This is a genomic window from Xanthomonas axonopodis pv. maculifoliigardeniae (genome assembly GCF_041519315.1).
Classification (GTDB): domain Bacteria; phylum Pseudomonadota; class Gammaproteobacteria; order Xanthomonadales; family Xanthomonadaceae; genus Xanthomonas; species Xanthomonas euvesicatoria.
In genome coordinates this window covers 978,882-1,001,818 of the sequence record NZ_CP167998.1, presented here as the reverse complement: position 1 = coordinate 1,001,818, position 22,937 = coordinate 978,882, and the positions used below count along the sequence as shown (strand labels likewise).

Annotated in this window: 24 protein-coding genes, 1 other RNA gene and 1 pseudogene; 17 read left to right on the top strand and 9 right to left on the bottom strand. The window is 65.7% G+C overall.

Features of this window, described 5'->3' with window-relative positions:
• Positions 1-10: 10 nt before the first annotated feature.
• Both msrA and ACDH77_RS04335 read right to left on the bottom strand, forming a co-directional pair.
• Positions 11-661 (bottom strand): peptide-methionine (S)-S-oxide reductase MsrA, encoded by a 651-nt coding sequence (gene msrA / locus ACDH77_RS04340; RefSeq protein WP_011346502.1) that lies wholly within the window; start codon positions 659-661, stop codon positions 11-13.
• 95 nt (positions 662-756) lie between these two features.
• Positions 757-1,272, bottom strand: coding sequence for an SgcJ/EcaC family oxidoreductase (locus ACDH77_RS04335; protein ID WP_372353747.1), 516 nt, complete (start codon positions 1,270-1,272; stop codon positions 757-759).
• Positions 1,273-1,396: 124 nt separating this feature from the next.
• On the opposite strand from ACDH77_RS04335, the gene ACDH77_RS04330 reads away from it, so the two are divergent.
• Genes ACDH77_RS04330 through ACDH77_RS04320 form a run of 3 tightly spaced genes read left to right on the top strand, consistent with a single transcriptional unit; the run spans position 1,397 to position 4,472 of the window.
• Positions 1,397-2,104, top strand: coding sequence for a response regulator transcription factor (locus ACDH77_RS04330; protein WP_218488784.1), 708 nt, complete (start codon positions 1,397-1,399; stop codon positions 2,102-2,104).
• Positions 2,101-4,011 carry an ATP-binding protein gene (locus ACDH77_RS04325; RefSeq protein ID WP_057681886.1) on the top strand — a complete coding sequence of 637 codons (1,911 nt, stop codon included), beginning with the start codon at positions 2,101-2,103 and terminating at the stop codon, positions 4,009-4,011. Before ACDH77_RS04330 ends, ACDH77_RS04325 begins: the two co-directional genes overlap by 4 nt.
• Positions 4,008-4,472, top strand: a complete 465-nt coding sequence (locus ACDH77_RS04320) for a response regulator (RefSeq protein ID WP_008572608.1) — start codon at positions 4,008-4,010, stop codon at positions 4,470-4,472. The genes ACDH77_RS04325 and ACDH77_RS04320 overlap by 4 nt, the downstream gene beginning before the upstream one ends.
• A gap of 93 nt (positions 4,473-4,565) precedes the next feature.
• Here the strand turns inward: ACDH77_RS04320 and ACDH77_RS04315 are convergent, their stop codons facing one another.
• Positions 4,566-4,796, bottom strand: a complete 231-nt coding sequence (locus ACDH77_RS04315; protein WP_014089453.1) for a DUF2007 domain-containing protein — start codon at positions 4,794-4,796, stop codon at positions 4,566-4,568.
• Position 4,797: 1 nt separating this feature from the next.
• Positions 4,798-5,439, bottom strand: coding sequence for a glutathione S-transferase family protein (locus tag ACDH77_RS04310; protein ID WP_031421206.1), 642 nt, complete (start codon positions 5,437-5,439; stop codon positions 4,798-4,800).
• Between the two features lie 416 nt (positions 5,440-5,855).
• Here ACDH77_RS04310 and ACDH77_RS04305 point away from each other — a divergent pair, with 416 nt between their 5' ends.
• From ACDH77_RS04305 to ACDH77_RS04290, 4 genes and pseudogenes are all read left to right on the top strand, one after another.
• Positions 5,856-7,595 (top strand): glutamine--tRNA ligase/YqeY domain fusion protein, encoded by a 1,740-nt coding sequence (locus ACDH77_RS04305; RefSeq protein ID WP_109291190.1) that lies wholly within the window; start codon positions 5,856-5,858, stop codon positions 7,593-7,595.
• 123 nt (positions 7,596-7,718) lie between these two features.
• Positions 7,719-7,967: pseudogene (locus ACDH77_RS04300) on the top strand (hypothetical protein).
• A gap of 11 nt (positions 7,968-7,978) precedes the next feature.
• Positions 7,979-8,908, top strand: coding sequence for a DMT family transporter (locus ACDH77_RS04295; RefSeq protein WP_065628068.1), 930 nt, complete (start codon positions 7,979-7,981; stop codon positions 8,906-8,908).
• 103 nt (positions 8,909-9,011) lie between these two features.
• Positions 9,012-9,221, top strand: a complete 210-nt coding sequence (locus ACDH77_RS04290; RefSeq protein WP_162012997.1) for a hypothetical protein — start codon at positions 9,012-9,014, stop codon at positions 9,219-9,221.
• 13 nt (positions 9,222-9,234) lie between these two features.
• Here the strand turns inward: ACDH77_RS04290 and ACDH77_RS04285 are convergent.
• A non-coding RNA gene (locus ACDH77_RS04285) (sX9 sRNA) lies at positions 9,235-9,309 on the bottom strand.
• A 265-nt stretch (positions 9,310-9,574) separates the two neighbouring features.
• Here ACDH77_RS04285 and ACDH77_RS04280 point away from each other — a divergent pair.
• Genes ACDH77_RS04280 through rlmM form a run of 3 tightly spaced genes read left to right on the top strand, consistent with a single transcriptional unit; the run spans position 9,575 to position 11,598 of the window.
• On the top strand, positions 9,575-9,955 hold the full coding sequence (locus ACDH77_RS04280; RefSeq protein WP_046932418.1) for a hypothetical protein: 381 nt from the start codon (positions 9,575-9,577) through the stop codon (positions 9,953-9,955).
• Positions 9,955-10,515, top strand: a complete 561-nt coding sequence (locus ACDH77_RS04275; protein ID WP_008572602.1) for a nucleoside deaminase — start codon at positions 9,955-9,957, stop codon at positions 10,513-10,515. Before ACDH77_RS04280 ends, ACDH77_RS04275 begins: the two co-directional genes overlap by 1 nt.
• Positions 10,516-10,554: 39 nt before the next feature.
• Positions 10,555-11,598 (top strand): 23S rRNA (cytidine(2498)-2'-O)-methyltransferase RlmM, encoded by a 1,044-nt coding sequence (rlmM, locus tag ACDH77_RS04270; protein WP_008572601.1) that lies wholly within the window; start codon positions 10,555-10,557, stop codon positions 11,596-11,598.
• 533 nt (positions 11,599-12,131) lie between these two features.
• On the opposite strand, the gene ACDH77_RS04265 is transcribed toward rlmM, so the two are convergent.
• Positions 12,132-13,241, bottom strand: coding sequence for a Gfo/Idh/MocA family protein (locus ACDH77_RS04265; protein WP_011346492.1), 1,110 nt, complete (start codon positions 13,239-13,241; stop codon positions 12,132-12,134).
• 123 nt (positions 13,242-13,364) lie between these two features.
• Here ACDH77_RS04265 and ACDH77_RS04260 point away from each other — a divergent pair, with 123 nt between their 5' ends.
• From ACDH77_RS04260 to ACDH77_RS04230, 7 genes are all read left to right on the top strand, one after another.
• Positions 13,365-14,270: an SMP-30/gluconolactonase/LRE family protein gene (locus ACDH77_RS04260; RefSeq protein ID WP_031421201.1), complete on the top strand. Its 906-nt coding sequence runs from the start codon at positions 13,365-13,367 to the stop codon at positions 14,268-14,270.
• A gap of 81 nt (positions 14,271-14,351) precedes the next feature.
• A complete protein-coding gene (locus ACDH77_RS04255; protein WP_014089445.1) occupies positions 14,352-15,074 on the top strand; it encodes a hypothetical protein in 723 nt (240 codons plus the stop codon).
• Positions 15,075-15,274: 200 nt separating this feature from the next.
• Positions 15,275-15,676, top strand: coding sequence for a hypothetical protein (locus tag ACDH77_RS04250; protein WP_031421198.1), 402 nt, complete (start codon positions 15,275-15,277; stop codon positions 15,674-15,676).
• A gap of 137 nt (positions 15,677-15,813) precedes the next feature.
• Positions 15,814-16,287 carry a MarR family winged helix-turn-helix transcriptional regulator gene (locus ACDH77_RS04245; RefSeq protein ID WP_008572595.1) on the top strand — a complete coding sequence of 158 codons (474 nt, stop codon included), beginning with the start codon at positions 15,814-15,816 and terminating at the stop codon, positions 16,285-16,287.
• Between the two features lie 45 nt (positions 16,288-16,332).
• Positions 16,333-17,160: a p-hydroxycinnamoyl CoA hydratase/lyase gene (locus tag ACDH77_RS04240; protein WP_008572593.1), complete on the top strand. Its 828-nt coding sequence runs from the start codon at positions 16,333-16,335 to the stop codon at positions 17,158-17,160.
• Positions 17,161-17,243: 83 nt separating this feature from the next.
• Positions 17,244-18,713: an aldehyde dehydrogenase gene (locus ACDH77_RS04235; protein WP_008572592.1), complete on the top strand. Its 1,470-nt coding sequence runs from the start codon at positions 17,244-17,246 to the stop codon at positions 18,711-18,713.
• 206 nt (positions 18,714-18,919) lie between these two features.
• Complete coding sequence (locus ACDH77_RS04230; RefSeq protein ID WP_218489147.1) at positions 18,920-20,398, top strand: AMP-binding protein; 1,479 nt, start codon at positions 18,920-18,922, stop codon at positions 20,396-20,398.
• Between the two features lie 176 nt (positions 20,399-20,574).
• Here the strand turns inward: ACDH77_RS04230 and ACDH77_RS04225 are convergent, their stop codons facing one another.
• From ACDH77_RS04225 to ACDH77_RS04215, 3 genes are all read right to left on the bottom strand, one after another.
• Positions 20,575-21,576, bottom strand: a complete 1,002-nt coding sequence (locus ACDH77_RS04225; RefSeq protein WP_008572588.1) for a LysR substrate-binding domain-containing protein — start codon at positions 21,574-21,576, stop codon at positions 20,575-20,577.
• A gap of 66 nt (positions 21,577-21,642) precedes the next feature.
• A complete protein-coding gene (locus ACDH77_RS04220) occupies positions 21,643-22,002 on the bottom strand; it encodes a protocatechuate 3,4-dioxygenase subunit alpha (RefSeq protein ID WP_011346487.1) in 360 nt (119 codons plus the stop codon).
• 10 nt (positions 22,003-22,012) lie between these two features.
• Positions 22,013-22,909, bottom strand: a complete 897-nt coding sequence (locus ACDH77_RS04215; RefSeq protein ID WP_011346486.1) for a gallate dioxygenase — start codon at positions 22,907-22,909, stop codon at positions 22,013-22,015.
• Between the last annotated feature and the right edge of the window lie 28 nt (positions 22,910-22,937).

Sequence of the window (22,937 nt, the reverse complement as noted above, 5' to 3'; positions counted from 1 at the left end):
CGCCTTTCCGTCAGGCATCCAGCCCGATCGGGCAGCTCACTCCCGTGCCGCCAAGCCCGCAATAACCATTGGGGTGCTTGGCCAGATATTGCTGGTGATCGTCTTCGGCGTAATAGAACGTGGGCGCCGGGAAACGGATCTCCGTGGTGATTGCGCCGTACCCAGCTGCAGTCAGTTGTTGCTGATACGCATCGCGGCTGGCAAGCGCGGCGTCGTACTGCGCCTGCGTGGTGCAGTAAATCGCCGAACGGTATTGCGTGCCGACATCGTTACCCTGCTGCATGCCCTGGGTGGGGTCGTGGCTTTCCCAGAAGGTGCGCAGCAATTGTGCGAACGACACCGCTTGTTCGTCGAACACCACCAGCACCGCTTCGGTGTGGCCGGTCTGCCCGGAACACACTTCCGAGTAGGTCGCGTTCGGCGTCTGCCCGCCGGCGTAACCCACCGCTGTGGTGTAGACCCCTGGCACGTTCCAGAACTTGCGTTCCGCGCCCCAGAAACAGCCGAGCCCGAATTGCACCTGGGCCAGACCGATGAACTCTCCGCGCAACGGATGGCCGTTGACCAGGTGCGTGTTATGCAGCGGCAGCGCTTGCTCGCGCCCGGGTAGTGCCTCGCCCGGGCGTGGCATACGTTGTTTGAAGGCGCCGATTCCCAGCATGGGGCAACTCCGCAATCGTGAGGATTGCCTGCTGGATGGCGCCGGCCAGAGCCACTTTCAAGCCTGCCCGGCCAGCGCCTGTCGCCCGCGCCGCATTACTTCGACTTGGCAACCGCCGCGCGCGTGTCCACTTCCGGCATCGCCGAGCTGTGGTGGTTGATGATCAGCCACTTGCCGTCGCGCTTTTCGTACACGAAGGTGTAGCGAGCCTGCACGTTGCTCTTGTTGCCGTGCTTGTCGGTCAGCGTGAAGGTGTACACCCCGGCATCCACGGCGCTGTCGTCATCGAGCACGCGCACGGTGCGGTAATTGACCACGCCCTGCGGCTTCTTGGTCAGGAACATCTCGAAGTAGTTTTCGATCTGCTCGCGCGAGGCGCGCACTTCGTTGGAGACCGTCGGCAGCAGCACGCCGTCCGGTGCGTACAGGTCGGCCACCTTGTGCGGTTTGCCCGTGGCCAACGCCGCGTTCCAGGTGTCGAACAGCGCAGCGACTTCGCGTTCTTCGCCGCCGGCCGGCAGCTTGGCCTTGTCGGTGTAATGCATCACGCCGCCAGCCAGCGCCGGGGTGGCAGCCAGAGCCAGAACCAGAGAGAAGAGGGTGCGACGCATGGGAAATCTCCGTGTGATTGATGGGGGTGCCTCAGCGGGCAGGCTCAGTATCGAAATCAAGCAGCCCCAACAATTCTGCCGGGTGGCATATACTCAAATATGCTGATCGGCCTAGAGCGAGCCTATGGAAACTCCCACCAATGCTGGCGATTGGCGCCTAGCCTTGCGCCGCGAGGCCTCCGATAGCGCGCGTTGGCAGGCGCTGTGGGAAGCTGCCGTTGCACTGCGCCAGGTGCACAGCCCCGAGCAGGCCTGCGATGCGGTCCTTGGCCGGGTGCTGCTGCTGCTGGGCCTGGAACACGGCGCAGTACTGGCGCAGCGCGGCCCGCGCGCGCAAGTGTTGGCCAGCCGCGGCCGTGCATTGCCGCCCGGTGCCAGCGCCGCCGGCGACGGCCAGGAAGCGGCCTGGTTGATGCCACCGCGCCCGTCCGACATCCGCGAAGCCAGGGTGCCGATCCACGCGCTGGGCACCACGCACGGCGTGCTCTGCGTGGCCTGGAGCGAAGGCCGCCCGGCCCCCGGCAATGACGACGTGCAGGCGCTGCAGGCGTTCGCGCTGCTGCTGCCGGCGATGGTGGCGGAGCCGGCCAAACCGATTGCCACGCGGCGGCGCAAACCGCTGCAGGACGACCGTCTGGGCGCGCTGAGCAAGCGCGAAAAACAGGTGTTGTCGTTGCTCCCGCGCGGACTCACCAACGCGACCCTCGCAGCTGAACTGGGGATTTCTCCCGGCACGGTCAAAGTGCACGTGGAGCGAATCCTGCAGAAACTTGAGGTAAAAGATCGCACCCAGGCCGCGGTGTACGCGGTCCAATCCGGACTTGCGCTATGAATGCATTGGCGGTGCGTTGGAACGATTGGCCGATTACCCGCAAAAGCCTGGCGGTGGTCACCCTGCCGCTGCTGTTGCTGGCCGTTGCGTTGATGGCGATCTACAGCGTGGAACGGCAGAACATTGCCGCCGAAAACGACGTGCGGCAGACCCTGGAAGTGCTCAGCGATCTGTATGAAGCGCACGCACTGTTGGCCGAAACCGCGGCCGGCGTGCGCGGATATCGTCTGGTGCGGCGCGATGAATTCCTGACCCCGTATCGCGATGCCGAGCCGCGGCTGCAGCGCGTGGCCGACCGCCTTTCGCAACGCATCACCGATCCCAGCCAAGCGCGGCGCTTTGCGCGCATCAAGCCGCTTTTTGCGGAAAAAATGCAGGGTTGGCGCCGATTGCTGGCACCGGATCTGAGCCGCGAAGAAGAGATCCGGCAACTGTGGGATGGCAAGTACAAACTCGACATCCTGCGTGCGGAACTGCGCGAGTTGCGCAACTACGAAACCGCGCAGTTGCAGGTGCGTACCGCCAAGGCGCAAGGGCTGCGCCAACGCAATCTCATCATCACCTTGAGCGCGGCGATGCTGGGCGGGCTGGGCGCGGTATTTGCGGTGGCATGGTTCGCCTCGGCATTGTCCGGGCGCCTGCGCACCCTGGCCGCCAATGCCGACCGGCTGGGCGAAGGCCTGCCGCTGGCACCGCAACCGCGTGCCGGCGACGAACTGGGCCAGGTCGGCCAGCGTCTGGCGCAAGCCAGCGAATTGTTGGCCGCACGCGCAGCCGAAGCGCAACTGGCGCGGCGCGAGGCCGAAACCGCCAACCGCGCAAAAACCGAATTTCTCTCGCGCAGCAGCCATGAACTGCGGACTCCGCTCAATGCGATCCTGGGCTATGCGCAGGTGCTGGAAATGGATCTGCCCGAGCCGGGTCATCGGCGGCATCTGCAGCACATTCTGGGTGCCGGCAGGCACTTGCTCGGGTTGATCACCGAGCTGCTGGACATCGCGCGTATCGAAGCCGATCAACTTGATCTGAGTCCGGAGCCGGTCTCGGTACGCGCGGCCGTGCACGAAGCCCTGGGACTGATCGCGCCGGATGCCGACAAGCATGGCATTGCACTGCAACCGGCATCCATCGACGGACCGTGGACAGTGCGCGCCGATGCGCAGCGGCTGCGCCAGGTGCTGCTCAATCTGCTGTCGAACGCGGTCAAGTTCAATCGTACTGGCGGGCAGGTGCAGGTGAGCGCGCAGGCCGATGGCGAACAGGTGCGTATCACCGTGGCCGACCAGGGCGCGGGGCTGACCCCGGCGCAGATCGACCGCCTGTTTACGCCGTTCGAGCGGTTGGGCGCCGAGCGCTCTGCGGTGGAAGGAACGGGGCTGGGGTTGGCGCTGAGCAAGCGCTTGATCGAGGCGATGGGTGGACAGATCGGCGTGGACAGCAGCAGCGAGGGCGCGCGGTTCTGGATTTCGCTGCCGCAGGGCGAGCATCAGCACAGTGAACCGGCGCGGCCGCTGGTACCGCCAAGCAGTGCAGGCAGCGGCGTGTGCCGGCTGTTGAGCATTGAGGACAATCCATCCAATCAGGCGTTGATCCGCACGCTCACCGAGCGTCGCCCGCAGTGGCAGCTGCTCGAGGCGGCCAGCCTGGCGCAGGCGCGTGCGCTATTGCAGCACGGCGCGCCGGATCTGATCCTGCTGGACCTGCACCTGAGCGATGGCAACGGCGAAGAGCTGTTGCGCGAATTGCAGGCGCAGCCGGCGCTGGCGGCCATCCCGGTGGTGGTGATCAGTGCCGATGCCACCACCGCCACACTGGCGCGCGTGGGCAATCAAGGCGTGCGCGCCTATCTGACCAAGCCGCTCGACGTGGCCGAATTCTTCACCGTAATCGATGGGTTGCTGGCATGACACGCGACGAAATTCTCGGTTCCCGCATCCTCATCGTCGACGACGAGCCGGCCAACGTGCGGTTGCTCGAAGACTTGCTGCAACGCGAAGGTTTCCAGCAAGTGATCGCCACCACCGATCCGCTACGGGTCATGGGCCTGGTCTCGGCATTTGCCCCGGACCTGATCCTGCTGGATCTGAAGATGCCCGAGTTGGACGGCTACGCGCTGCTGGAACAGCTGGCGCGGCTGTCAGACCCTGGCCGGTTCCTGCCGGTGATCGTGCTCACCGCCGACCCCAGCCGCAGCGCGCGCCACCGCGCTCTGGGCCTGGGCGCCAAGGACTTTTTGACCAAGCCGCTGGATACCTTCGAAGTCGCACTGCGGGTCTGGAACGTGGCCGAAACCACCGTGTTGTTCAAGCGTCTGCGCGCATTGGCCGCGCCGGATGCAGCGCCGCCGGGGTGGCGTCAGCAGGAATGACGCGCATACATCGCAGGAGCGCACCTGGGCGCGACGTGGCGTTTATCGGCAGAGCTCGTCGCGCCCGGGTGCGCTCCTACGACTGGCGCTGCGCTACAGCGCCCGCGTGACCTGCCCGCACAAGCCGATCTCCGCCAGCACCGCCTGGGCCTGAGTCAAATGCATATCTGCCACGCAGACCTGCAGCACGCCGAAGGCGGGCAGCTCGCCGGCACCGCCCAGCAGCGATTCACCGAAGACAAACGCGGTGATGCCGGCATCTTCCAGCGCGTGCTTGGCCAGATGCGCATCGATGAGGTGACTGGCGCGGTAGGCGATCTGCATCTCAGCTGCGCTCTGCACGTTCGCGCTGCGCGCCATTGCGCCAGTCGCGTAGCGCCGGCAATGCATCCAGCGCCGCCACATAATCTCCGGCCGCTTCAAACAGCGGCACGCCGTAGCTGGAAAAACGCAGCGCCACCGGCGCATACATCGCATCGACAATGCCGAACTGCCCGCACAGGAACTGCCCGGCATGGCCGTGCTCGGCGCGCAGGCTGGCCCACAGCGCCTGGATGCGCGTGATGTCGCGCTCGGCCGCGGCATCCCACTGGGCAGGGCCCGGCGCGCGGGCCAGATTCATCGGCAATTGGCTGCGCAAGGCCGCAAAGCCTGAATGCATCTCTGCCGCGGCCGCGCGCGCCTGTGCACGCACGGCCAGGTCGGCCGGCCAGCCGCGGCCGTCCAACCAGCGCTCGTTGATGTATTCGCAGATCGCCAGCGAATCCCACACATGCAGGGCGTCGTCCCACAGCACCGGCACCTGGCGGGTCGGCGAATACCCGGCAATGCGCGCCTGGAATTCGGGCGTCGCCAGCGGCAGCGCGACTTCCTCGAACGGCACCCTGAAGTGTCGCAACAGCAGCCACGGCCGCAACGACCAGGAAGACAAGGTCTTGTCGCCGATCACCAGACGGGGCAGTGGCATGGGCTCGAGCGCTCCAACGGGGTCGGCGCAGCGTACGCGTCGCGGCCGATACCCGCCAGCCATGCCCGGTCGCAGGCACGCCTGGTCCTGCAGCACGCGCGCAAGGCAGCGCGTGCGGGCCAACAACGTGAAAAGGCCAAGCGTGAGGTGAGAGCGGGCCTTGCGCCGTGGTTGCTGCGCAATGGGCACGCCGACCGCGCCTGCTCGCCAGATCCGTCGGCGCCGCCTGGCGTGCCGTGGGTTGCATCGTGAAACCGGCGACGACAGATCCACGCATCGCCGGCACGGCATGCGGGGGCTATCCGGGACCCAACCCCGCGCAAACCAACGCCCGGAAGCCGCCCCGCCGCGCCCCGCGCCTACCCCTAACCGGTGCCACCGCCTAAACTTGCGGTTTACCAATTGCTGATGCGCGCATGTCCGAGACCCTAGCCACCGACGCCACCGCCCCGGCGGAGAAGAAAGACTTCATCCGCCAGATCGTCCGCGAGGATCTGGCCAGCGGCAAGCACACGGTCATCCGCACCCGCTTCCCGCCCGAGCCCAACGGCTACCTGCATATTGGCCATGCCAAGGCGATCTGCCTGGATTTCGGCCTGGCGGCCGAGTTCGGCGGGCTGTGCAACCTGCGCCTGGACGATACCAACCCGGCCAAGGAAGACCCCGAGTTCGTGGTGGCCATCCAGGACGACGTGCGCTGGCTGGGCTATGAGTGGGCGCAACTGCGCCACGCCTCGGATTATTTCCAGGTGTATTACCTGGCCGCGCAGAAGCTGATTCGCGATGGCCATGCGTTCGTGTGCGACTTGTCCGCAGAACAGGTGCGCCAATACCGTGGCACGCTGACCGAGCCCGGCCGCAATTCGCCGTTCCGCGAGCGCAGCGTCGAAGAAAACCTGGAGCTGTTCGCGCGCATGCGTGCCGGCGAATTCCCCGACGGCGCGCGCACGCTGCGCGCCAAGATCGACATGGCCAGCGGCAACATCAACCTGCGCGACCCGGCGCTGTACCGCATCAAGCATGTGGAGCACCAGAACACCGGCACTGCGTGGCCGATCTACCCCATGTACGACTTCGCGCATTCGCTCGGCGATGCAGTCGAAGGCATCACCCATTCGCTGTGCACGCTGGAATTTGAAGACCACCGCCCGCTGTACGACTGGTGCGTGGACAAGGTGGACCTGGCCGGTCACCCGGAACTGCTGCAGCCGCTGCTGGACAAGGGCTTACCGCGCGAAGCGGCCAAGCCGCGTCAGATCGAGTTTTCGCGCCTCAACATCAACTACACGGTGATGAGCAAGCGCAAGCTCACCGCGCTGGTGGAAGAGCAGCTGGTGGACGGTTGGGACGACCCGCGCATGTACACGCTGCAGGGCCTGCGCCGGCGTGGCTATACGCCGGCGGCGATGCGGTTGTTCGTGGACCGCGTGGGCATCAGCAAGCAGAACTCGCTGATCGATTTCTCGGTGCTGGAAGGTTGCCTGCGCGAGGATCTGGACGCCGCGGCGCCGCGCCGCATGGCAGTGATCGACCCGCTCAAGCTGGTGCTGACCAACCTGCCGGAAGGCCATACCGAAACGCTGCAGTTTTCCAACCACCCCAAGCACGAGAGCTTCGGCACACGCGAAGTACCGTTTGCGCGCGAGCTGTGGATCGAGCGCGAGGATTTTGCCGAGGTGCCGCCCAAGGGCTGGAAGCGCCTGGTGCCGGGCGGCGAAATCCGCTTGCGCGGCGCAGGCATTGCGCGCGTGGACGAGGTGATCAAGAACGCTGACGGCGAGATCGTCGAACTGCGCGGCTGGCTCGATCCGGAATCGCGTCCGGGCATGGAAGGCGCCAACCGCAAGGTCAAGGGCACCATCCACTGGGTCAGCGCCGTACACGCGGTGGAAGCGGAAATCCGCCTGTACGACCGCCTGTTTTCGGTGGAAAAGCCCGACGACGAATCCGAAGGCAAGACCTACCGCGATTATCTGAACCCCGAGTCCAAGCGCAACGTGCGCGGCTACGTGGAGCCGAGCGCTGCGATGGCTGCGCCGGAGCAGGCGTTCCAGTTCGAACGCAGCGGTTACTTCGTTGCCGACCGTCGCGACCATAGCGCGGCCACGCCGGTCTTCAATCGCAGCGTGACCTTGCGCGATACCTGGGCCAAGTAACAACGCAGGACAGACAGCGGCGCTCTTGCAAGGCGGGCGTCGCTGCTCCCTAGGTTGGGCGGCGGCTGCACGGCTGCAGAGGCCGCACCTGCGTCGTCACGCACCCTTTCGGCCGCAACGCCGATGCGCAGCAAGCGGCTGCCACGCCGTGGACCGCTTCAGGCCATCACGATCGTGGCGGTGGCGCATGCGCTGCGATGGCATCCCATTGATTTGCGCAGCGCCATCGCACGCACGCGGCGCCATGCGTGTGACCGACGACATCACAGAAGCTGGAACAGCGCACTGATGCAGCGTGCGGCGTTGCATCCGTCTGCAGGGCCCGCCTTGATCAACGCCCTGCCGCACGGCACGCTGCAATGCATGCCCTGAGGAACAGCACGATGCGTGAACGCTTGATGGTGGGTGTCGCCTGCGGAATCGGTGCGGGCGCGCTGTGGGGTCTGGTGTTTCTGGCGCCGCAATTGCTGGGCGCTTTTACGCCGCTGCAATTGGCGGTGGCGCGGTATCTCTCGTATGGCGCCGTGGCGACCTTGCTGCTGGCGCCACGCGCGCGGCAGACCGCTGCCCGGCTGGGCGCTGCCGAATGGTGGGCGTTGGTGCGCTTGAGCCTGATGGGAAACCTGATGTATTACGTGCTGCTTGGCAGCGCCGTGCAGTGGGCAGGCAGCGCGGCAACGGCGTTGATCATCGGGCTGTTGCCGGTGGTGGTCACCGTGATCGGGACGCGTGCCGCCGGTGCGGTGCAATTGCGACGTCTGGCCGCGCCCTGCGTCTTGTGCGTGATCGGCGTGACATTGGTGGCAGTGGATACCGTGCAGGACGACTCCGGCCAGCAGGCAAGCGATCGCCTGACCCGGATCGCCGGCCTGCTGTGCGCGGCGGGTGCGCTGGTGTCGTGGTCGGCCTATTCGATCGCCAATGCACGCTGGTTGCGGCGGCGCCCGGATCTGTCCGGCGGCGACTGGTCGCTGCTGATCGGCGTGGTCACCGGCGCACTGGCATTGTTGCTGGCGCCGGCGGCCCTGATTGGCAGTGCCGCGCATGCACCGCTCGAGTGGGCCAGTTTCTGGGGCGTGTCGCTGTTGCTGGGCATCCTGGCCTCGATCATCGGCAATGCGCTGTGGAATCGTGCCAGCCGCGTGCTGCCGCTGACCCTGGTCGGGCAGATGATCGTGTTCGAGACGGTGTTTGCGCTGCTGTATGGCTTCGCCTGGGAAATGCGCCTGCCCACGCCATTGGAGCTGGCCGCCATCGCCTGCCTGCTGGTCGGCGTGCTGTGGTGCGCAGCACTGCATGCGGAAGCGAAATGACCCCGGTACCTGATGCACGCAGCGGCCTAGATTGCAGGCTGTATCAGCCAGCGATGCCGCCATGTGCCTCCCGCGACCATGCTTACGCCCACCTGCAAATACCTTGCGCGGCGCGGTGTTTTCGCTGTCGATCGGCCTGGCGGCCTGCTCGCCGCAGCCGCCCGTCTCCAACGCGGCCACTCCGGCCGAGGTGTTCTGTACGCTGCTTCCGGGTCGGCCGGATGACGATCTGCCCAGCGATCGCCGCGACGAAAGCATGCAGCAACTGGACCTTGCCACGCGCTGCCACCGGTCACTGCGCAGACGGCGTTGACTTCACCAAGAGCAGCTGACAACACCTAGCGGGCAGTCGTCAGGCGGATACGACGGCGCGGAGCAACCGGAGTGGACGCGTGGTACATGCCGATTCCGGGCAGCGGCCGCGCCCGCCCGGCGGCTGCACAGTCGTTTCGTTAGCTGCTCCAAGGCTGCAGGCGTGTTTCGGTCACACGCGACGCCGTCGCCAGCGTCATCAGCCACAACGCGCGCACGATCTGGCTTGCGGAATTTTCTAGCTGATCCTGCGCGTGCCACATTCCGCGCACCCGGGGCTTACCATGGCCGCTCACCTATCCTGATCGGAGCGGCCGCATGTCCCGTCTTTTGTCCCGGTGTCTGAGCACGCTGTTGCTGCTGGCCTGTCTTGGGTCGATTGGCTGCGTGGCCGCACCACCGACCGATACCGCCACGCCACCTCCGGCGACCGGCTCGACACGCGGCCCGGCAGCCGGCAAAGCGGTGGTCGTCACCACCACTTGCCGCACCGATGCCGATTGCACGGTGAAGAACGTCGGCAACTGTTGCGGTGCGTTTCCGGCCTGCGTCAACGTCAACAGCGCCACCGACCCCAACGGCGTACTGGCGCAATGCCAGGCTGGCGGCATGATGAGCGTGTGCGGCTTCCGCGAGATCAGCGCCTGCCAGTGCGTGGCCGGTCAATGTGCCGCAAAAGACGCGCAGGCCGATACACTGCGCCCCGCCACTCCCCCTACAGAAACGGTCCACTGATGCTTTACGCGCACATCCACCTCACCCTGCCCGACTGGATCCACGCGCATGTCGACGACAGCCGCGCCTATCCCAGCGATGAGGACAAGGTGGCCCTGGCGATCGAGCTGTCGCGGATGAATGTGCGCGAACGCAGCGGCGGCCCGTTCGGCGCGGTGGTGTTCGGCCCGGACCATCGCATCATCGCCGCCGCAGTGAACCGCGTGGTGCCGCAGACCACCTCGCTGGCGCATGCCGAAAACATGGCCTACATGCTGGCGCAACAGCGCCTGCAGACGCCACGCTTGAACGATGTGCTGTCGCCGGTGACGCTGGCCACCTCCGCGCAGCCGTGCTGCCAGTGCTACGGCGCGACCGTATGGGCCGGCATCGACCGCCTGCTGATCGGCGCGCGCGCCGACGACGTGATGGCGCTGACGCAATTCGACGAAGGCCCGTTGCCGGCCGACTGGGTGGGTGAACTGAGCCGCCGCGGCATCGAGGTGGTGCGCGACGTACTGCGCGACCAGGCGTGTGCAGTGCTGCGCAACTATGGCGAGGGCGGCGGTGACCATTACTGATGTCGCCGGCGCAGCGGGCGCCCTCCTGCAGGTGCAGCGATGAGCGGCCTGCTGTGTTATTGCCGGCAGGGTTTCGAACCTGAGCTGGCCGCAGAACTGAGCGCGCGCGCTGCATTCGTCGGCATCGCCGGGTATGCGCGCACCCAACGCAACGACGGCTATGTGCTGTTCGTCTGCGACGAGGCTGCGCAACTTGCAGCAAAACTGCAGTGGCGCGAGTTGATCTTCGCCCGGCAAAAGCTGGTAGTGATTGCCGAGCTGAAAGGTATCGACCCCAAGGACCGCATCACGCCGATCCTGGCCGCGTTGGACGGGCAGCAGCGGTTTGGCGATCTGTGGGTGGAACACCCGGATTCGGACGCTGGCAAGCCGCTTGCAGGCCTGGCGCGCAGCTTCGGCAATGCACTGCGACCGGCCCTGCGCAAGGCCGGCCTGCTCACCGACAAGCCGCAGCCGCGCCAACCGCGGTTGCACGTCTGTTTTCTCGACGGCGACCACGCCTTGCTGGCGGTGGCCGACAACGCCGACAGCGCGCCGTGGCCGCTGGGCATTCCACGCCTGAAATTGCTGCCGGAAGCGCCTTCGCGCTCTGCCCTCAAGCTCGACGAGGCCCTGCTGACGCTGCTCACGCCCGAAGAACGCGACGCACTGGTCAAGCCGGGCATGCGCGCGGCCGATCTGGGCGCTGCGCCCGGCGGCTGGACCTGGGTACTGACGCGGCAGCACGTGCACGTCACCAGCGTGGACAACGGCCCGCTGCGCGAGCATGTGCTGGAGACCGGGCTGGTGGAGCACCTGCGCGCCGACGGCTTCCACTGGAAGCCCGCGCAGCCGCTGGACTGGATGGTCTGCGACATGGTGGAGCAACCGCGCCGCGTGGCCGAACGCATGGCCACCTGGGTGCGCGAAGGCTGGTGCCGCAACACCATCTTCAACCTCAAGCTGCCGATGAAAAAGCGCTGGGACGAGACCCGCCTGTGCCTGGACCTGTTCGAGCAACAGGCAGAAAAATCATTGATCGTGCGCGCCAAGCAGCTGTATCACGATCGCGAGGAGATCACGGTACTGGCGATGCGGGAGTGAGGCTGGGATTCGGGATTTGGGATTCGGGAATCGGGAATCGGGAATCGGGAATCGGGAATCGGGAATCGGGAATCGTAAAAGCGGTTGGCCGGTTCGGCTGTATATGCTGTCGTCGATTCCTTCGACCACCGCGCGACGTTCACGGAGCGTTTTGAATCATTCCTGCACAGCGATGCTCTGAGCGTTTGAAGCGCGCCTGAGGCGTGCAACGGGAATCCTCGTGATGGTTGGTCCCGTGCCTTGTAGTAGAAATTGCTTCCCGACTGGCGCGACTCGCTTTTGCGAAATTGACGCTTGCTCTTCTCACTGAATCAACATTTCTGCGGCCGCTGGTTGCCGCTGGTGTGCTGCTTGCAGCTGTCGGCCATTGATTGCGGGCGTGACGCACCGCGGCCGGTTGGTCGGTTGGCCGCTTGCTCGCTCCATAGTCAGGATGTGTGTTGGCCGCTGTGTGCTGCCATGCCTGGCGGCCCTGGGCCGCTGCTTGCTATTGCGGTGGCCCCGGCGGCACTTGGCCGCCGGAACCAGCTCATTTACAGCACGATGCGCTTGCTGCCCTCGCGCGCCGAGCGGTAGATCGCATCGACGATGCGGATGTCGCGCAGGCCTTCTTCGCCCGGCGCACGTAATGGCGTGCCGTTCATGATGGCCAGCGCGTCTTCGTCCATCTGCAGCGCTTGCTGATGCGGCACCTTGGCGTCGAACACGCGGCCATCGCTGGCCTTGCCGGTCACGCCCTGGTAGCTCTGGAACGGCGACAACTCGTACCAACCGCGCTCGCATTCGGCGCGCAGCACATTCATGTTCTTGCCGAAGCTGGTCTTGCACTCGGCGCGCACCGCATTGGGAAACTCCAGGGTGAAGTCCATGTGCTCGTCGACTTCATCGAACAGATCGGGTCGGTCGGTCCAGCGCTTGGCCGTTACTGCCAGCGGCTCGGTGCCCACGGTGTAACGCGCGGCATTGAGCGGATACACGCCCATGTCGTACATCGCGCCGCCACCGAACTGCGAGCGCAACCGCCACGGGCGGTCGGCCTTGGCGGTGCCTTGATAGCCGTTGTACCCGGCCTCGGCACGCACGCGTTGCATCGCGCCGAACGGTTTTTCGCTGGCCATCGCAATCACGCGCCGCGTGTTGGGCTCATGCTGCATGCGGTAGCCGATCGTCAGCGCCACCTTGTTGCGTTTGCAGGCAGCAATCATGGCCTCGCATTCACCGGCGTGCATCGCCATCGGCTTCTCGCACCACACATGCTTGCCCGCGGCAGCCGCACGCAGGGTCAGTGGCGCATGCAGATGCGTTGGCGTGACGATGTACACCACATCGATGTCGTCGTTGTCGGCGATACGATCGAAGTTCTCGTAGTTGTAGACATTGCGGTCGGCGATGCCGTACTTGGACTGCCACTGCGGAATCTTCGACGGCGTGCCGGTGACGATCCCGGCAAGCTTGCAATGCTTGGTCAGCGCCAGGCCGGGCGCGAGCTGTTCGCTGGCATAACTACCCAACCCGACCAACGCGACATTGAGCGGTTTTCCGGGCTTTTTCTTCGGCACTGCCCACGTCGGTGCAGCCAGCAGGATGCCTGCACCGCCAAAGGCGGCAAGCAAGCGGCGACGTGTGATCGATTCCACGGACATGCAAACCTCCTTCGCGAGTGTGGGCGTACTGCTCGCGCACCTTACTTGATCGGGTGTGATCACCGCCATGGTCGCGCTGCACGTTCTGGCACACTGCTGGCGATCACATCCGGAGCATTGCGCATGACCGTCGTTGCCCATCTTCGCTATCTGCCGCTGGCGCTCCTGTTGTCCAGTTCGCTCGCCAGCGCTGCCGGCACTCCCTTCGTTGCGCGCGATCTGATCGGCGATGGCGCATTCACACACAATGCCGAAGGCCCGGCGACCGGTCCGGATGGCGCGCTGTACGCGGTGAACCTGGGCAAGGACGGCACCATCGCGCGCATCGCGCTGCAGGCCGACGGCGGCGCACGTGCCGAGGTGTTCGTCACCTTGCCCGAGGGAAGCACCGGCAATGGCATCCGCTTTCGCGACGGCACCATGTATGTCGCCGATTACACCGGCCACAAGATCCTGCAGGTCAACATGCAGACGCGTGCGGTCAGCACGTTCGCGGCATTGCCCGAGGCAGATGGCCCCAACGATCTGGCGCTGGCGCCCGATGGCAGCTTCTACGCCAGCGACCCGAACTGGAAGGACAATGGCGGGCGCTTGTGGCACATCGGCCGCGACGGCGCGGTGCGGCTGCTGGAGGCAGGGATGACCACGCCCAACGGCCTGGATGTCAGCCCCGACGGCAAACAGCTGTATGTCAATGAAAGCATGTCGCGCAAGGTGTGGGCCTACGACCGTGGCAGCGACGGCAGCCTGCGCAACAAACGGCTGCTGATCAGCTTCCCCGATTTCGGCATGGACGGCATGCGCTGCGATGCCGACGGCAATCTGTACATCGCCCGCTACGATGCCGGGCAGATTGCAGTGGTGTCGCCACAGGGCAAGCTGCTGCGTACGGTGGCATTGAAGGGGCGCAAGGCCAGCAACGTGGCCTTCGGCGGCGCCGATGGCAAGCAGGTGTTCGTCACCTTGCAGGACCGCGGCGCAGTTGAAACGTTCAGGTCCGATCGTCGCGGGCGCGAAACCGGACACTGAAACTGGCGTGTGCGTCGCATTGGTTCTCAGGCCGCGCAACAGCGTCCTGGCATGCTGCAGGTCACCTGTGGAGGACTCCCCATGCAACCGATCGAATTGAAGGACGCGGCCGCCTTCGGCAGCGAATTTCTGCGCCTGACCCTGTTGCAGGGGTTCCAGTCGCTGACCAAGCGTGACCTGGAATTGTTGATCTTCGTGCTGCTCGAACGCGATGGCGCCATCTCGCGCAACAGCTCCAACGCTGCGGTCGCATTGCAGTTGCGGGTGACTTCGGCCAAGGTCAAGGCGCTGCGGCGCGATGGCTATGCGCGTTGGCGCTCGCTGGTGCCCGAAGAGGGCGACGCCGCGATGCAGCGCATCGTTGCCAACGTGCTCACCGAAGACAATCTGCGCTCGGGTGCAAAACATGTCAGCGAACGCAGCCGCAAGGAAGGCTTTTTGGCGGTGCGCATCGAACATCCCGACGACGCGCAACAGTTCGAGCAAGCCATTCTCGATGTCGGTGCGCTGCCGGTGTACGAACGCAACCGCGAAGTGGTCGCGGTGCGCTTCGACACGCTGCTGAAAATCGCCGAGCGCTGGGGCTACCTGCAACCGGATCCGCACGCCACTGTGCGCGCATTGCAGAAGCTCACGCCCACCGCAGAAGAGGTGTCGGATCTGCTCAAGAAGGACATTGCGCAGTTGCGCTGGGACGACGTGCGCCGCGCACTCAACAGCCTGGGTGCCAAGGCGGTGACAAGCACGGCGGAGGGCGGCCTGAAGGGACTACTGAAGATCGTCTTCCCCTTCATTCCCGGCTGAGTGGCGCCAACCAGAGCACTGCGCGATGCAATGCGCAGTGCTCGCTCAGGGCAACGATGCAGCAGCGCGACAAGACCCGTTCGCCGCCTCTGACACTCCAACAGCGTATCCCCGTCGCCAAGCGGCGCGCCACCGTCACGCACAGCGCAAAAGGCCGCCAGGCTCTATGCTTGTGGGCTGTTCCGCATCAGGGGGATCTGATGACCAACCGCAGTCTTGCCACACTCGTCTCCACGCTGTCGCTATTGCTCTGCACTGCCGCACAGGCGCAGCAGGCGCCCACGCCGGCCAGCAGCATGCCGCTGATCGACGTGCCCAGTGCCATCCGCACCCAGCCGCTGTCCAGTGGCGAGGTCACCCATCAAACCGAACTGGAGCGCCCGCGCGGCGAATCCAGCGTGATCGTGCGTTCGATCCAGCCCAACAGCGTGGTCGGCAGCTACCGCATCGATTTTGAAGCCATGGATACCGATGGCGATGGCCGCATCAGCCGTGCGGAGGCGCAGGCCAACCCTGCCCTGGCCGATGAATTCGACGCGCTCGACACCCGTCACAGCGGTTACCTGACCCGCGAACAGCTCGCTGGCTGGCTGATCCGCTGATCCGCTGATCGTCGTACGGCGGGCGCGGCTGTACTACGCAGCCGCGCACTGTGCTTCGCATCACGCCATCGCCCCCTCTTGCAGGGCCCGCTTCGGTCGGCTAGATTGTATTTAACGGATACAATCTGGACGGACCGATGACTGCTCGCCTTTCACTTGCCGCCGATCTTGGCTACCAGCTGCAACTCGCCGCCCTGGCCTCCAGCCACGCCGCGCGCCAGGAATTGGCCGAGCTACAGCTCACCCCGGCGCGCGTGACCGCGTTGATCCACATCCGCGATCAACCCGGCTGCGACCAGACCGAGCTGGGCAACCGTCTGCTGGTCAACCGCGCCGCCGGCATGAAGATCGCCAATGCGCTGGCCGAGCAAGGCCTGATCGAACGCCTTGCTGGCCGCGATCGTCGCAGCAAGGGCCTGTACCTCACCGACTCGGGCGAGCGCACGCTGCTGGTTGCGCAGGGCTGCCTGGCGCGCGCGGGCGAACGCACCTGCACCGGCCTGCAGGCCAGCGAACAACAGACCCTGCTGCGGCTGCTCTGCAAGTTGAACGCCAGCGCTGCATTGGAGCGCGCCGCCGCGCCAGACACCGCGTTGGCCGAAGCACTCTGAGCCCATCAACACACCAGCACTCTCACGACTCGAAGGAGACGCCGCTTGAACGAGCATGACGTGGTATCGGTTCGCATCGAAAACCGCATCGCCTGGGTGAAGTTCGCGCGCCCCGACAAGCGCAACGCGATGAGCCCGGCGCTCAACCGCCGCATGATGGACGTGCTGGACGAGCTGGAGTTCGACGACAACGTCGGCGTGCTGGTGCTCGGCGGCGAAGGCACCGCCTGGTCGGCGGGCATGGACCTGAAGGAATATTTCCGCGAAACCGAAGCGCAGGGCCTGCGTGGCGTGCGGCGCTCGCAGCGCGAATCGTATGGCTGGTTCCGTCGCCTGCGCTGGTATCAGAAGCCGACCATCGCCATGGTCAACGGCTGGTGTTTCGGCGGCGGCTTCGGCCCGCTGTTTGCCTGCGACCTGGCGATTGCCGCCGATGAGGCGCAGTTTGGCCTGTCGGAAATCAACTGGGGCATCCTGCCCGGCGGTGGCGTCACCAAGGTCGCGGTGGAACTGCTGTCGATGCGCGATGCGATGTGGATGACGCTGACCGGCGAAATGGTGGATGGCAAGAAGGCTGCCGAATGGCGCCTGGTCAACGAAAGCGTGCCGCTGGAACGCCTGGAGGCACGCACCCGCGAAGTGGCCGAACTGTTGCTGCGCAAGAACCCGGTCGCGCTCAAGTACGCCAAGGATGCGGTGCGCCGCGTCGGCACCATGACCTACGACGAAGCCGAAGATTACCTGGTGCGCATGCAGGAAGCGGCCAATTCGTTCGACAACAACGCCCGCAAGGAAGGCATCCGTCAGTTCATCGACGAGAAGAGCTACAAGCCCGGCCTGGGCGAGTACGACCTCAGCAAACACCGAGCGTAAGCGCGTCCTACGGCGTCCGAAGCGGTGCGCGTTGTGCGTGCATCGCTGGCGCTGCCAGTGGTTTTCTGCACCGAGGAGGGAGTATGGAAGCCTTATTCGAAACGCTGCGCGGCATCGCCGCGCGAGGTCCCCTGGGTCTGTTCATCGACGGGCAATGGCGCGCAAGCACCGGCGATCGCTCGGTCGATGTGATCGCGCCGCATACCGAAGAACGGCTGCTGCGCTACACCGAACCCTCGCACGCAGATACCGAAGCGGCCATCGCAGCTGCACGCCGCGCCTTCGACCACGGCCCCTGGCCGCAGCTCTCCCCGCAAGCGCGCAGCGTGGCACTCAAGCGGGTGGCCGACCACTTGCGTGCACGCATGCCGGAATTGGCCGAAGCATGGACGGGCCAGGTCGGCGCGACCCTTGGCTTCAGCAAGCGCGCCTCGCAGCAGGCGCCGGATTTATTCGACTACTACGCCGACCTGATTGCCACCCACGCATTCGTCGAACCACGTGTGCGCCCCAACGGTGGCCGCGTGCATGTGGTGCAGGAGCCGGTCGGCGTGGTCGCCGCGATCACGCCCTGGAACGCGCCGCTGGTATTGCTGTGCTACAAGGTCGCCGCCGCGCTGGCTGCCGGCTGCACGGTGGTGGCCAAGCCCTCGCCGGAAACGCCGATCGATGCCTATATCCTGGCCGAGTGCATCAGCGCCGCCGGCGTGCCCGATGGCGTGTTCAACCTGCTCCCCGCCGGCCGCGAGGTGGGCGAGCAATTGATCCGCCACCCGCACGTGGACAAGGTCAGCTTCACCGGCTCCACCCAGGCCGGCCGCTCGATCGGCATCGCCTGCGCCGAGCGCCTGGCACGGGTTGGGCTGGAGCTGGGCGGCAAATCGGCAGCAATCGTGCTGGAGGACGCCGACATCGCCAAGGTGCTGCCCACCCTGGTGCCCTACTCCATGCCGATCGCCGGACAGGTGTGCTTCTCGTTGACGCGCGTCCTGGTGCCGGCGCAGCGCCGCGAAGAAGTCCTGCAGGCATATTGCGCGGCACTGAGCGCAGTGAAGCTGGGCGACCCGTTTGCGGCAGACACCGGGATGGGCCCGTTGGCCCTGGGCCGCCAGCTCGAGCGTGTGCAGTCCTACATCGCCAAAGGCAAGGCGCAGGGCGCACGCCTGGCCATGGGGGGAGGCCGCCCGGCACACCTGTCGCGCGGCTTCTTCGTCGAACCGACGGTGTTTGCCGAGGTGACGCCGGACATGACCATTGCGCGCGAGGAAATCTTCGGACCGGTGGTGAGCTTCATCGACTACCACGACGAAGCCGACCTCATCGCCAAGGCCAATGCCAGCGACTACGGTCTGCACGGCACCATCTACAGCGAAGACGCCGAACGCGCCTATCGCATCGCGCGCCGCGTGCGCAGCGGCAGTCATGCGATCAACGGCATGTGGGTCGATATCAGCATGCCGTTTGGTGGCTTCAAGCATTCGGGTATCGGCCGCGAAGGCGGTATCGAAGGTCTGCATGCCTTCCTCGAAACCAAAACCCTCTACCTGAGCTAGCGCACAGTCGAAACAACGCGCGCCTGCGTGCGGACTGGCATGCACACATCGCCAACCGATAGCGCATTGCGTGCCTGCCGTGCGCAGGCGCACGCGTGGGCTGCATCCGCCACGTGCGCATCACGTTCTCCGGGACGTCTAAACCTTTCGCACGCAGCACTCGCACTCACACCTAGTCACTTCCCACTCTTCCAGAAGACCGCGCCATGGCCATGCCGACCGACTCGATCGCCTTCCACGCCCGTCTCTCGCCGCAACAGTTTGCCGCACGCGACCTAGTGCTGGGCCTGAAATGGACCTATGCCGAACTGGACGCCTTGGTGGGCCGCCTGGCGGCCTTGTTGCGCCGGCGTGGCTGCGTCGATGGAGAGCGGCTCGCCGTGCTGGCGCGCAATTCGGTGTGGCAGGTGGCCTTGCACTTCGCCTGCGGGCGGGTCGGCGCGATCTATGTACCGCTCAACTGGCGGTTGAGCGCGAGCGAGCTCGATGCGCTGCTGCAACGCGCAGAGCCACGCGTATTGCTGGGCGACGATGTCGCTGCCGGTCGCACGGACATGGAAGCCTTGGCAGGCTTTATCGCGAGCGCCGATGCACTGGAGCCTGCCGACACGCCATCGATTCCGCCGGACCGTGTCAGCCTGATCCTGTTTACCTCCGGCACCTCGGGTCAGCCCAAGGGCGTGATGCTCAGCGAGCAGAACCTGCAGCATGCCGCGCATAACTTCGGCGTCACCACACGCGTGGACGCACGCAGCAGCTTTCTGTGCGAAGCGCCGATGTTCCACATCATCGGCCTGGTCACCAATGTGCGCTCGGCGCTGGCGGTGGGCGGTTCGATCCAGGTCTCCAATGGCTTCGATCCCAAACGCTCGTTGGGCTGGCTTGCCGATCCATCGCTGGGAATCACGCATTACGTCGGCGTGCCGCAGATGATGCAGGCATTTCGCAATCAGCCCGGCTTCGATGCGGCAGCGCTGCGCCACCTCACCGCATTGGTCAGCGGCGGCGCGCCGCACGCCAGCGACGATCTGCTTGGCTGGCTGGACGATGGCATCCCGATGGTCTGCGGCTTCGGCATGAGCGAAGCCGGCACGGTGTTCGGCATGTCGGTGGACTGCGATGTGATCCGCAACAAGCTGGGCGCGGCCGGCATCGCAACGCCATCGGTGCAGACGCGCGTGGTCGATGACCACGGCAACGACTGCCCGGCGGGCGTTCCCGGTGAATTGCTCTTGCGCGGTCCCAACCTCAGCCCCGGTTACTGGCGCGACCCGCACGCGAGCGCCGACGTGCTCGATGGGCAGGGCTGGTTCCGTACCGGCGATATCGTGCAGCGCGATGCCGACGGCTTCTTCTGGGTCGTCGACCGCAAGAAGGACATGTTCATTTCCGGCGGCGAGAACGTGTACCCGGCAGAGATCGAAGCGTTGCTCGCAGACCATCCGGACATCCGCGAGTGCGCAGTGGTCGGCCTGGCCGACCCGCAGTGGGGCGAGGTGGGCTATCTGGCGATCGTGCCGGCCGCTGCGGCGCCGGACCTGGAGGAGATCCGTAGCTATCTGACCGCACGGCTGGCCAAGTACAAGGTGCCCAAGCATCTGCGGTTGGTGGATGCCTTGCCACGCACGGCGACCGGCAAATTACAAAAAGCGCGCCTGAAGGACACCTTGGCCAGTGACACTTGAGGTGCCGTCGCATCGGGCGCGCATGCACACCGCCACAGCAACGGGCAGCCTGGGCTGCCCGTTGCTGTGGCGCGGCGCACGATCCACCGTGTGCAGCCGCGCGCGACAACCCGTTGCGCGCTGATACAGCTCAGCAGAAATCGCGAAGCGCCGCGCGTTGCGCCGGCCTTACGCGATCACGCAGAGGCATCCAGCAACACATCGTCTTCGCCAACACGGTCGTCCACCCACACCGCGCCCTGTTCGGCCATGAGGGCCAGCTGGTGCTCCAGCTCGCGCATCAGCAAGCGCACGCCCGGCTTGTGGATTGCGGCGCCATCGCGATAGATCACCCCGCCCGCGCGCGCCTGCGAGGGCTGCTGCAGCTGGAAGGCACGCAACTCGCCGCGTGCGATGTCGCCGGCCACCATCATGCTCGGCATCACCGCAATGCTGTCGGTGCCGAGCAGGATTTCGCGCGTGAAACTGGCCGAGCTGGAACGCAACTGGTCGCGCGTCGCAAGACCGTGCTCGCGCATGACCTGCGCCACGTCGCGTTCGACATGCTGGCTCAGGGTCGGCAGCACCTGCCGGTACGCGACCGCCTCGGCAACGCGCACCGGCCCGTTGGCGAACAGCGGGTGGTCGCTGCGCGCCACCAGCGCAATCGGGTCCTGGTACAACACCTTGCGAATCAGTGCGTCGTAGCGAGCCAGCGGATACAACCGCCCGACCACCAGATCGATCTCGTTACCGGCCAGCTTGGGCAACAGCTCATCGGTGCGGCCGTGCAGCAGGCGCACCCGCAGCGTGGGCTCGGTGCGATACAGCGCGGCCAGCACCGCCGGCAGCAGACCGCTGGCCGCCACCGGCAAGGCACCCACGGTGATCGTGAGCGCATCGTCCTGCAGCAGCCCTTCGAAGGTGTCCTGGGCGCGTCGCAGCTGCCCAAGTACCACATGCGCCGTCTGCACCAGCACCTCGCCCATCGCGTTGGGGCGAACGCCGCGCGAATGCCGCTCGAACAGCGGCGCACCGACGATCTCTTCGATCTCCTGCAAAGCGCGCGTGAGCGCAGGCTGGGTGACATTCAAGACGCGTGAGGCGCGCAACAGGCTTTTCTGTCGGTCCAGCGCCTCGATGACACGCAGGTGCCGCACCTTGATGCGGTGTTCGAAGAACACGGAGGACATGGTCATTGGGGGAGACCTTGGGTTGGGAAGTCGGGTAACGCGACGATGCGGCGCTGAGCCGATACGCCCGGCTCAGCGCGCATGGGGCACACGCCGCGTCTGCATGAAGTCTTCGAACGATTCGCCGCGCATGATGGCGTAGACCTGCAGATTGGTCATGCGCACCACGCGCGCAAATTTTTCGATGACGAAGAAGTTGGCGCCGTACTGCACTAGGCCCAGCCAGTCGCGTGCACGGATCAGCGCCTTCTCCTGCTCGGTGAGTTCGGCTTCCTGCATCAATGCTTCTGCATCCTGCAAGAAACGATCGCGCCACGGGGCGCGGATCATGTGCCAGAAAAAGCGGTTCAGGCGCAGCGCGCGATTGCTGGTGCGCAGATCGAACAGGTACGTGCCGCCGATCTGCTCCATGCCATGGGTTTGCGGATTCATCAGCACCTCCTCAGGCCGCAGCGGCAGTGCGCGCAAGCAGCTCGGCCGAACGCGGCGCGCCGGCCGCTTCTTCGCCCGGCTCGTACAGCACCACGGTCATCGCCGTGGTGGTCATCAGGTAGTAGTTCTGATGCAGCTTGCGGATCGGCCCATCTAGCGCGCCGCGCATCGCCAGCCACATGATCTGCTCCACGCTCTCCGCACCGCCCAGGCGCACGTAATCGGTGTGGGTGAGATCGGTGAGTGTCTCGGGCGCATGCTGGAACCGGTCCAGAAATTCCATGTCCCATTCGGTGTTGTTGAAGCCCGTGCGCTCGCCATGGATCTGGTGCGATAGCCCACCGGTGCCCACCACCACCACCCGAAGATCTTCCGGATACGATTCGATCGCGCGGCGCACTGCCTGGCCCAGGCGATAGCAGCGCCGCGCCGTCGGCAGCGGGTACTGCAGCACGTTGATGGCGATCGGCACCACCGTGCCCGGCCAGTCCGGCACATGCGGCCACAGCAGCGGCAGCGGCGCTGCGCAGCCGTGGTCGATCGGCTTGTCCTGGAACACGGTCAGGTCGAATTCGTCATTGACCAGGCATTCGGCGATATGCGCCTGCAACTGCACGTCGCCGCGGATCGGCGGCAGCTCGCGCAGCCCCGCGCCTTCGTCGGCAACCGGAAAGCGTTCGCCCACGCCCAGCGCGAAGGTGGGATACAGATCGAAGAAGAACGTCGTGCAGTGGTCGTTGTAGAAGAACACCAGCACGTCGGCCCGTTGCTCGGCCAGCCACGCGGCCACTGGCGTGTAGCCGTCGAACAACGGTTTCCATACCGGGTCCTGCTGCTTGCCCTTGTCGTAGGCCACCCCGATGGTGGGAACGTGCGAGGTCCCGATACCGCCGATGATGCTTGCCATGTTGTGCTCCTGCGACGCGGGCCGGGCC

Bases quoted from the DNA above. Each gene is read 5' to 3' on its own strand.
- msrA (WP_011346502.1), bottom strand. From the start codon at position 661: ATGCTGGGAATCGGCGCCTTCAAACAACGTATGCCACGCCCGGGCGAG.
- ACDH77_RS04335 (WP_372353747.1), bottom strand. From the start codon at position 1,272: ATGCGTCGCACCCTCTTCTCTCTGGTTCTGGCTCTGGCTGCCACCCCG.
- ACDH77_RS04330 (WP_218488784.1), top strand. From the start codon at position 1,397: ATGGAAACTCCCACCAATGCTGGCGATTGGCGCCTAGCCTTGCGCCGC.
- ACDH77_RS04325 (WP_057681886.1), top strand. From the start codon at position 2,101: ATGAATGCATTGGCGGTGCGTTGGAACGATTGGCCGATTACCCGCAAA.
- ACDH77_RS04320 (WP_008572608.1), top strand. From the start codon at position 4,008: ATGACACGCGACGAAATTCTCGGTTCCCGCATCCTCATCGTCGACGAC.
- ACDH77_RS04315 (WP_014089453.1), bottom strand. From the start codon at position 4,796: ATGCAGATCGCCTACCGCGCCAGTCACCTCATCGATGCGCATCTGGCC.
- ACDH77_RS04310 (WP_031421206.1), bottom strand. From the start codon at position 5,439: ATGCCACTGCCCCGTCTGGTGATCGGCGACAAGACCTTGTCTTCCTGG.
- ACDH77_RS04305 (WP_109291190.1), top strand. From the start codon at position 5,856: ATGTCCGAGACCCTAGCCACCGACGCCACCGCCCCGGCGGAGAAGAAA.
- ACDH77_RS04295 (WP_065628068.1), top strand. From the start codon at position 7,979: ATGCGTGAACGCTTGATGGTGGGTGTCGCCTGCGGAATCGGTGCGGGC.
- ACDH77_RS04275 (WP_008572602.1), top strand. From the start codon at position 9,955: ATGCTTTACGCGCACATCCACCTCACCCTGCCCGACTGGATCCACGCG.
- rlmM (WP_008572601.1), top strand. From the start codon at position 10,555: ATGAGCGGCCTGCTGTGTTATTGCCGGCAGGGTTTCGAACCTGAGCTG.
- ACDH77_RS04265 (WP_011346492.1), bottom strand. From the start codon at position 13,241: ATGTCCGTGGAATCGATCACACGTCGCCGCTTGCTTGCCGCCTTTGGC.
- ACDH77_RS04260 (WP_031421201.1), top strand. From the start codon at position 13,365: ATGACCGTCGTTGCCCATCTTCGCTATCTGCCGCTGGCGCTCCTGTTG.
- ACDH77_RS04255 (WP_014089445.1), top strand. From the start codon at position 14,352: ATGCAACCGATCGAATTGAAGGACGCGGCCGCCTTCGGCAGCGAATTT.
- ACDH77_RS04250 (WP_031421198.1), top strand. From the start codon at position 15,275: ATGACCAACCGCAGTCTTGCCACACTCGTCTCCACGCTGTCGCTATTG.
- ACDH77_RS04245 (WP_008572595.1), top strand. From the start codon at position 15,814: ATGACTGCTCGCCTTTCACTTGCCGCCGATCTTGGCTACCAGCTGCAA.
- ACDH77_RS04235 (WP_008572592.1), top strand. From the start codon at position 17,244: ATGGAAGCCTTATTCGAAACGCTGCGCGGCATCGCCGCGCGAGGTCCC.
- ACDH77_RS04230 (WP_218489147.1), top strand. From the start codon at position 18,920: ATGGCCATGCCGACCGACTCGATCGCCTTCCACGCCCGTCTCTCGCCG.
- ACDH77_RS04225 (WP_008572588.1), bottom strand. From the start codon at position 21,576: ATGACCATGTCCTCCGTGTTCTTCGAACACCGCATCAAGGTGCGGCAC.
- ACDH77_RS04220 (WP_011346487.1), bottom strand. From the start codon at position 22,002: ATGAATCCGCAAACCCATGGCATGGAGCAGATCGGCGGCACGTACCTG.
- ACDH77_RS04215 (WP_011346486.1), bottom strand. From the start codon at position 22,909: ATGGCAAGCATCATCGGCGGTATCGGGACCTCGCACGTTCCCACCATC.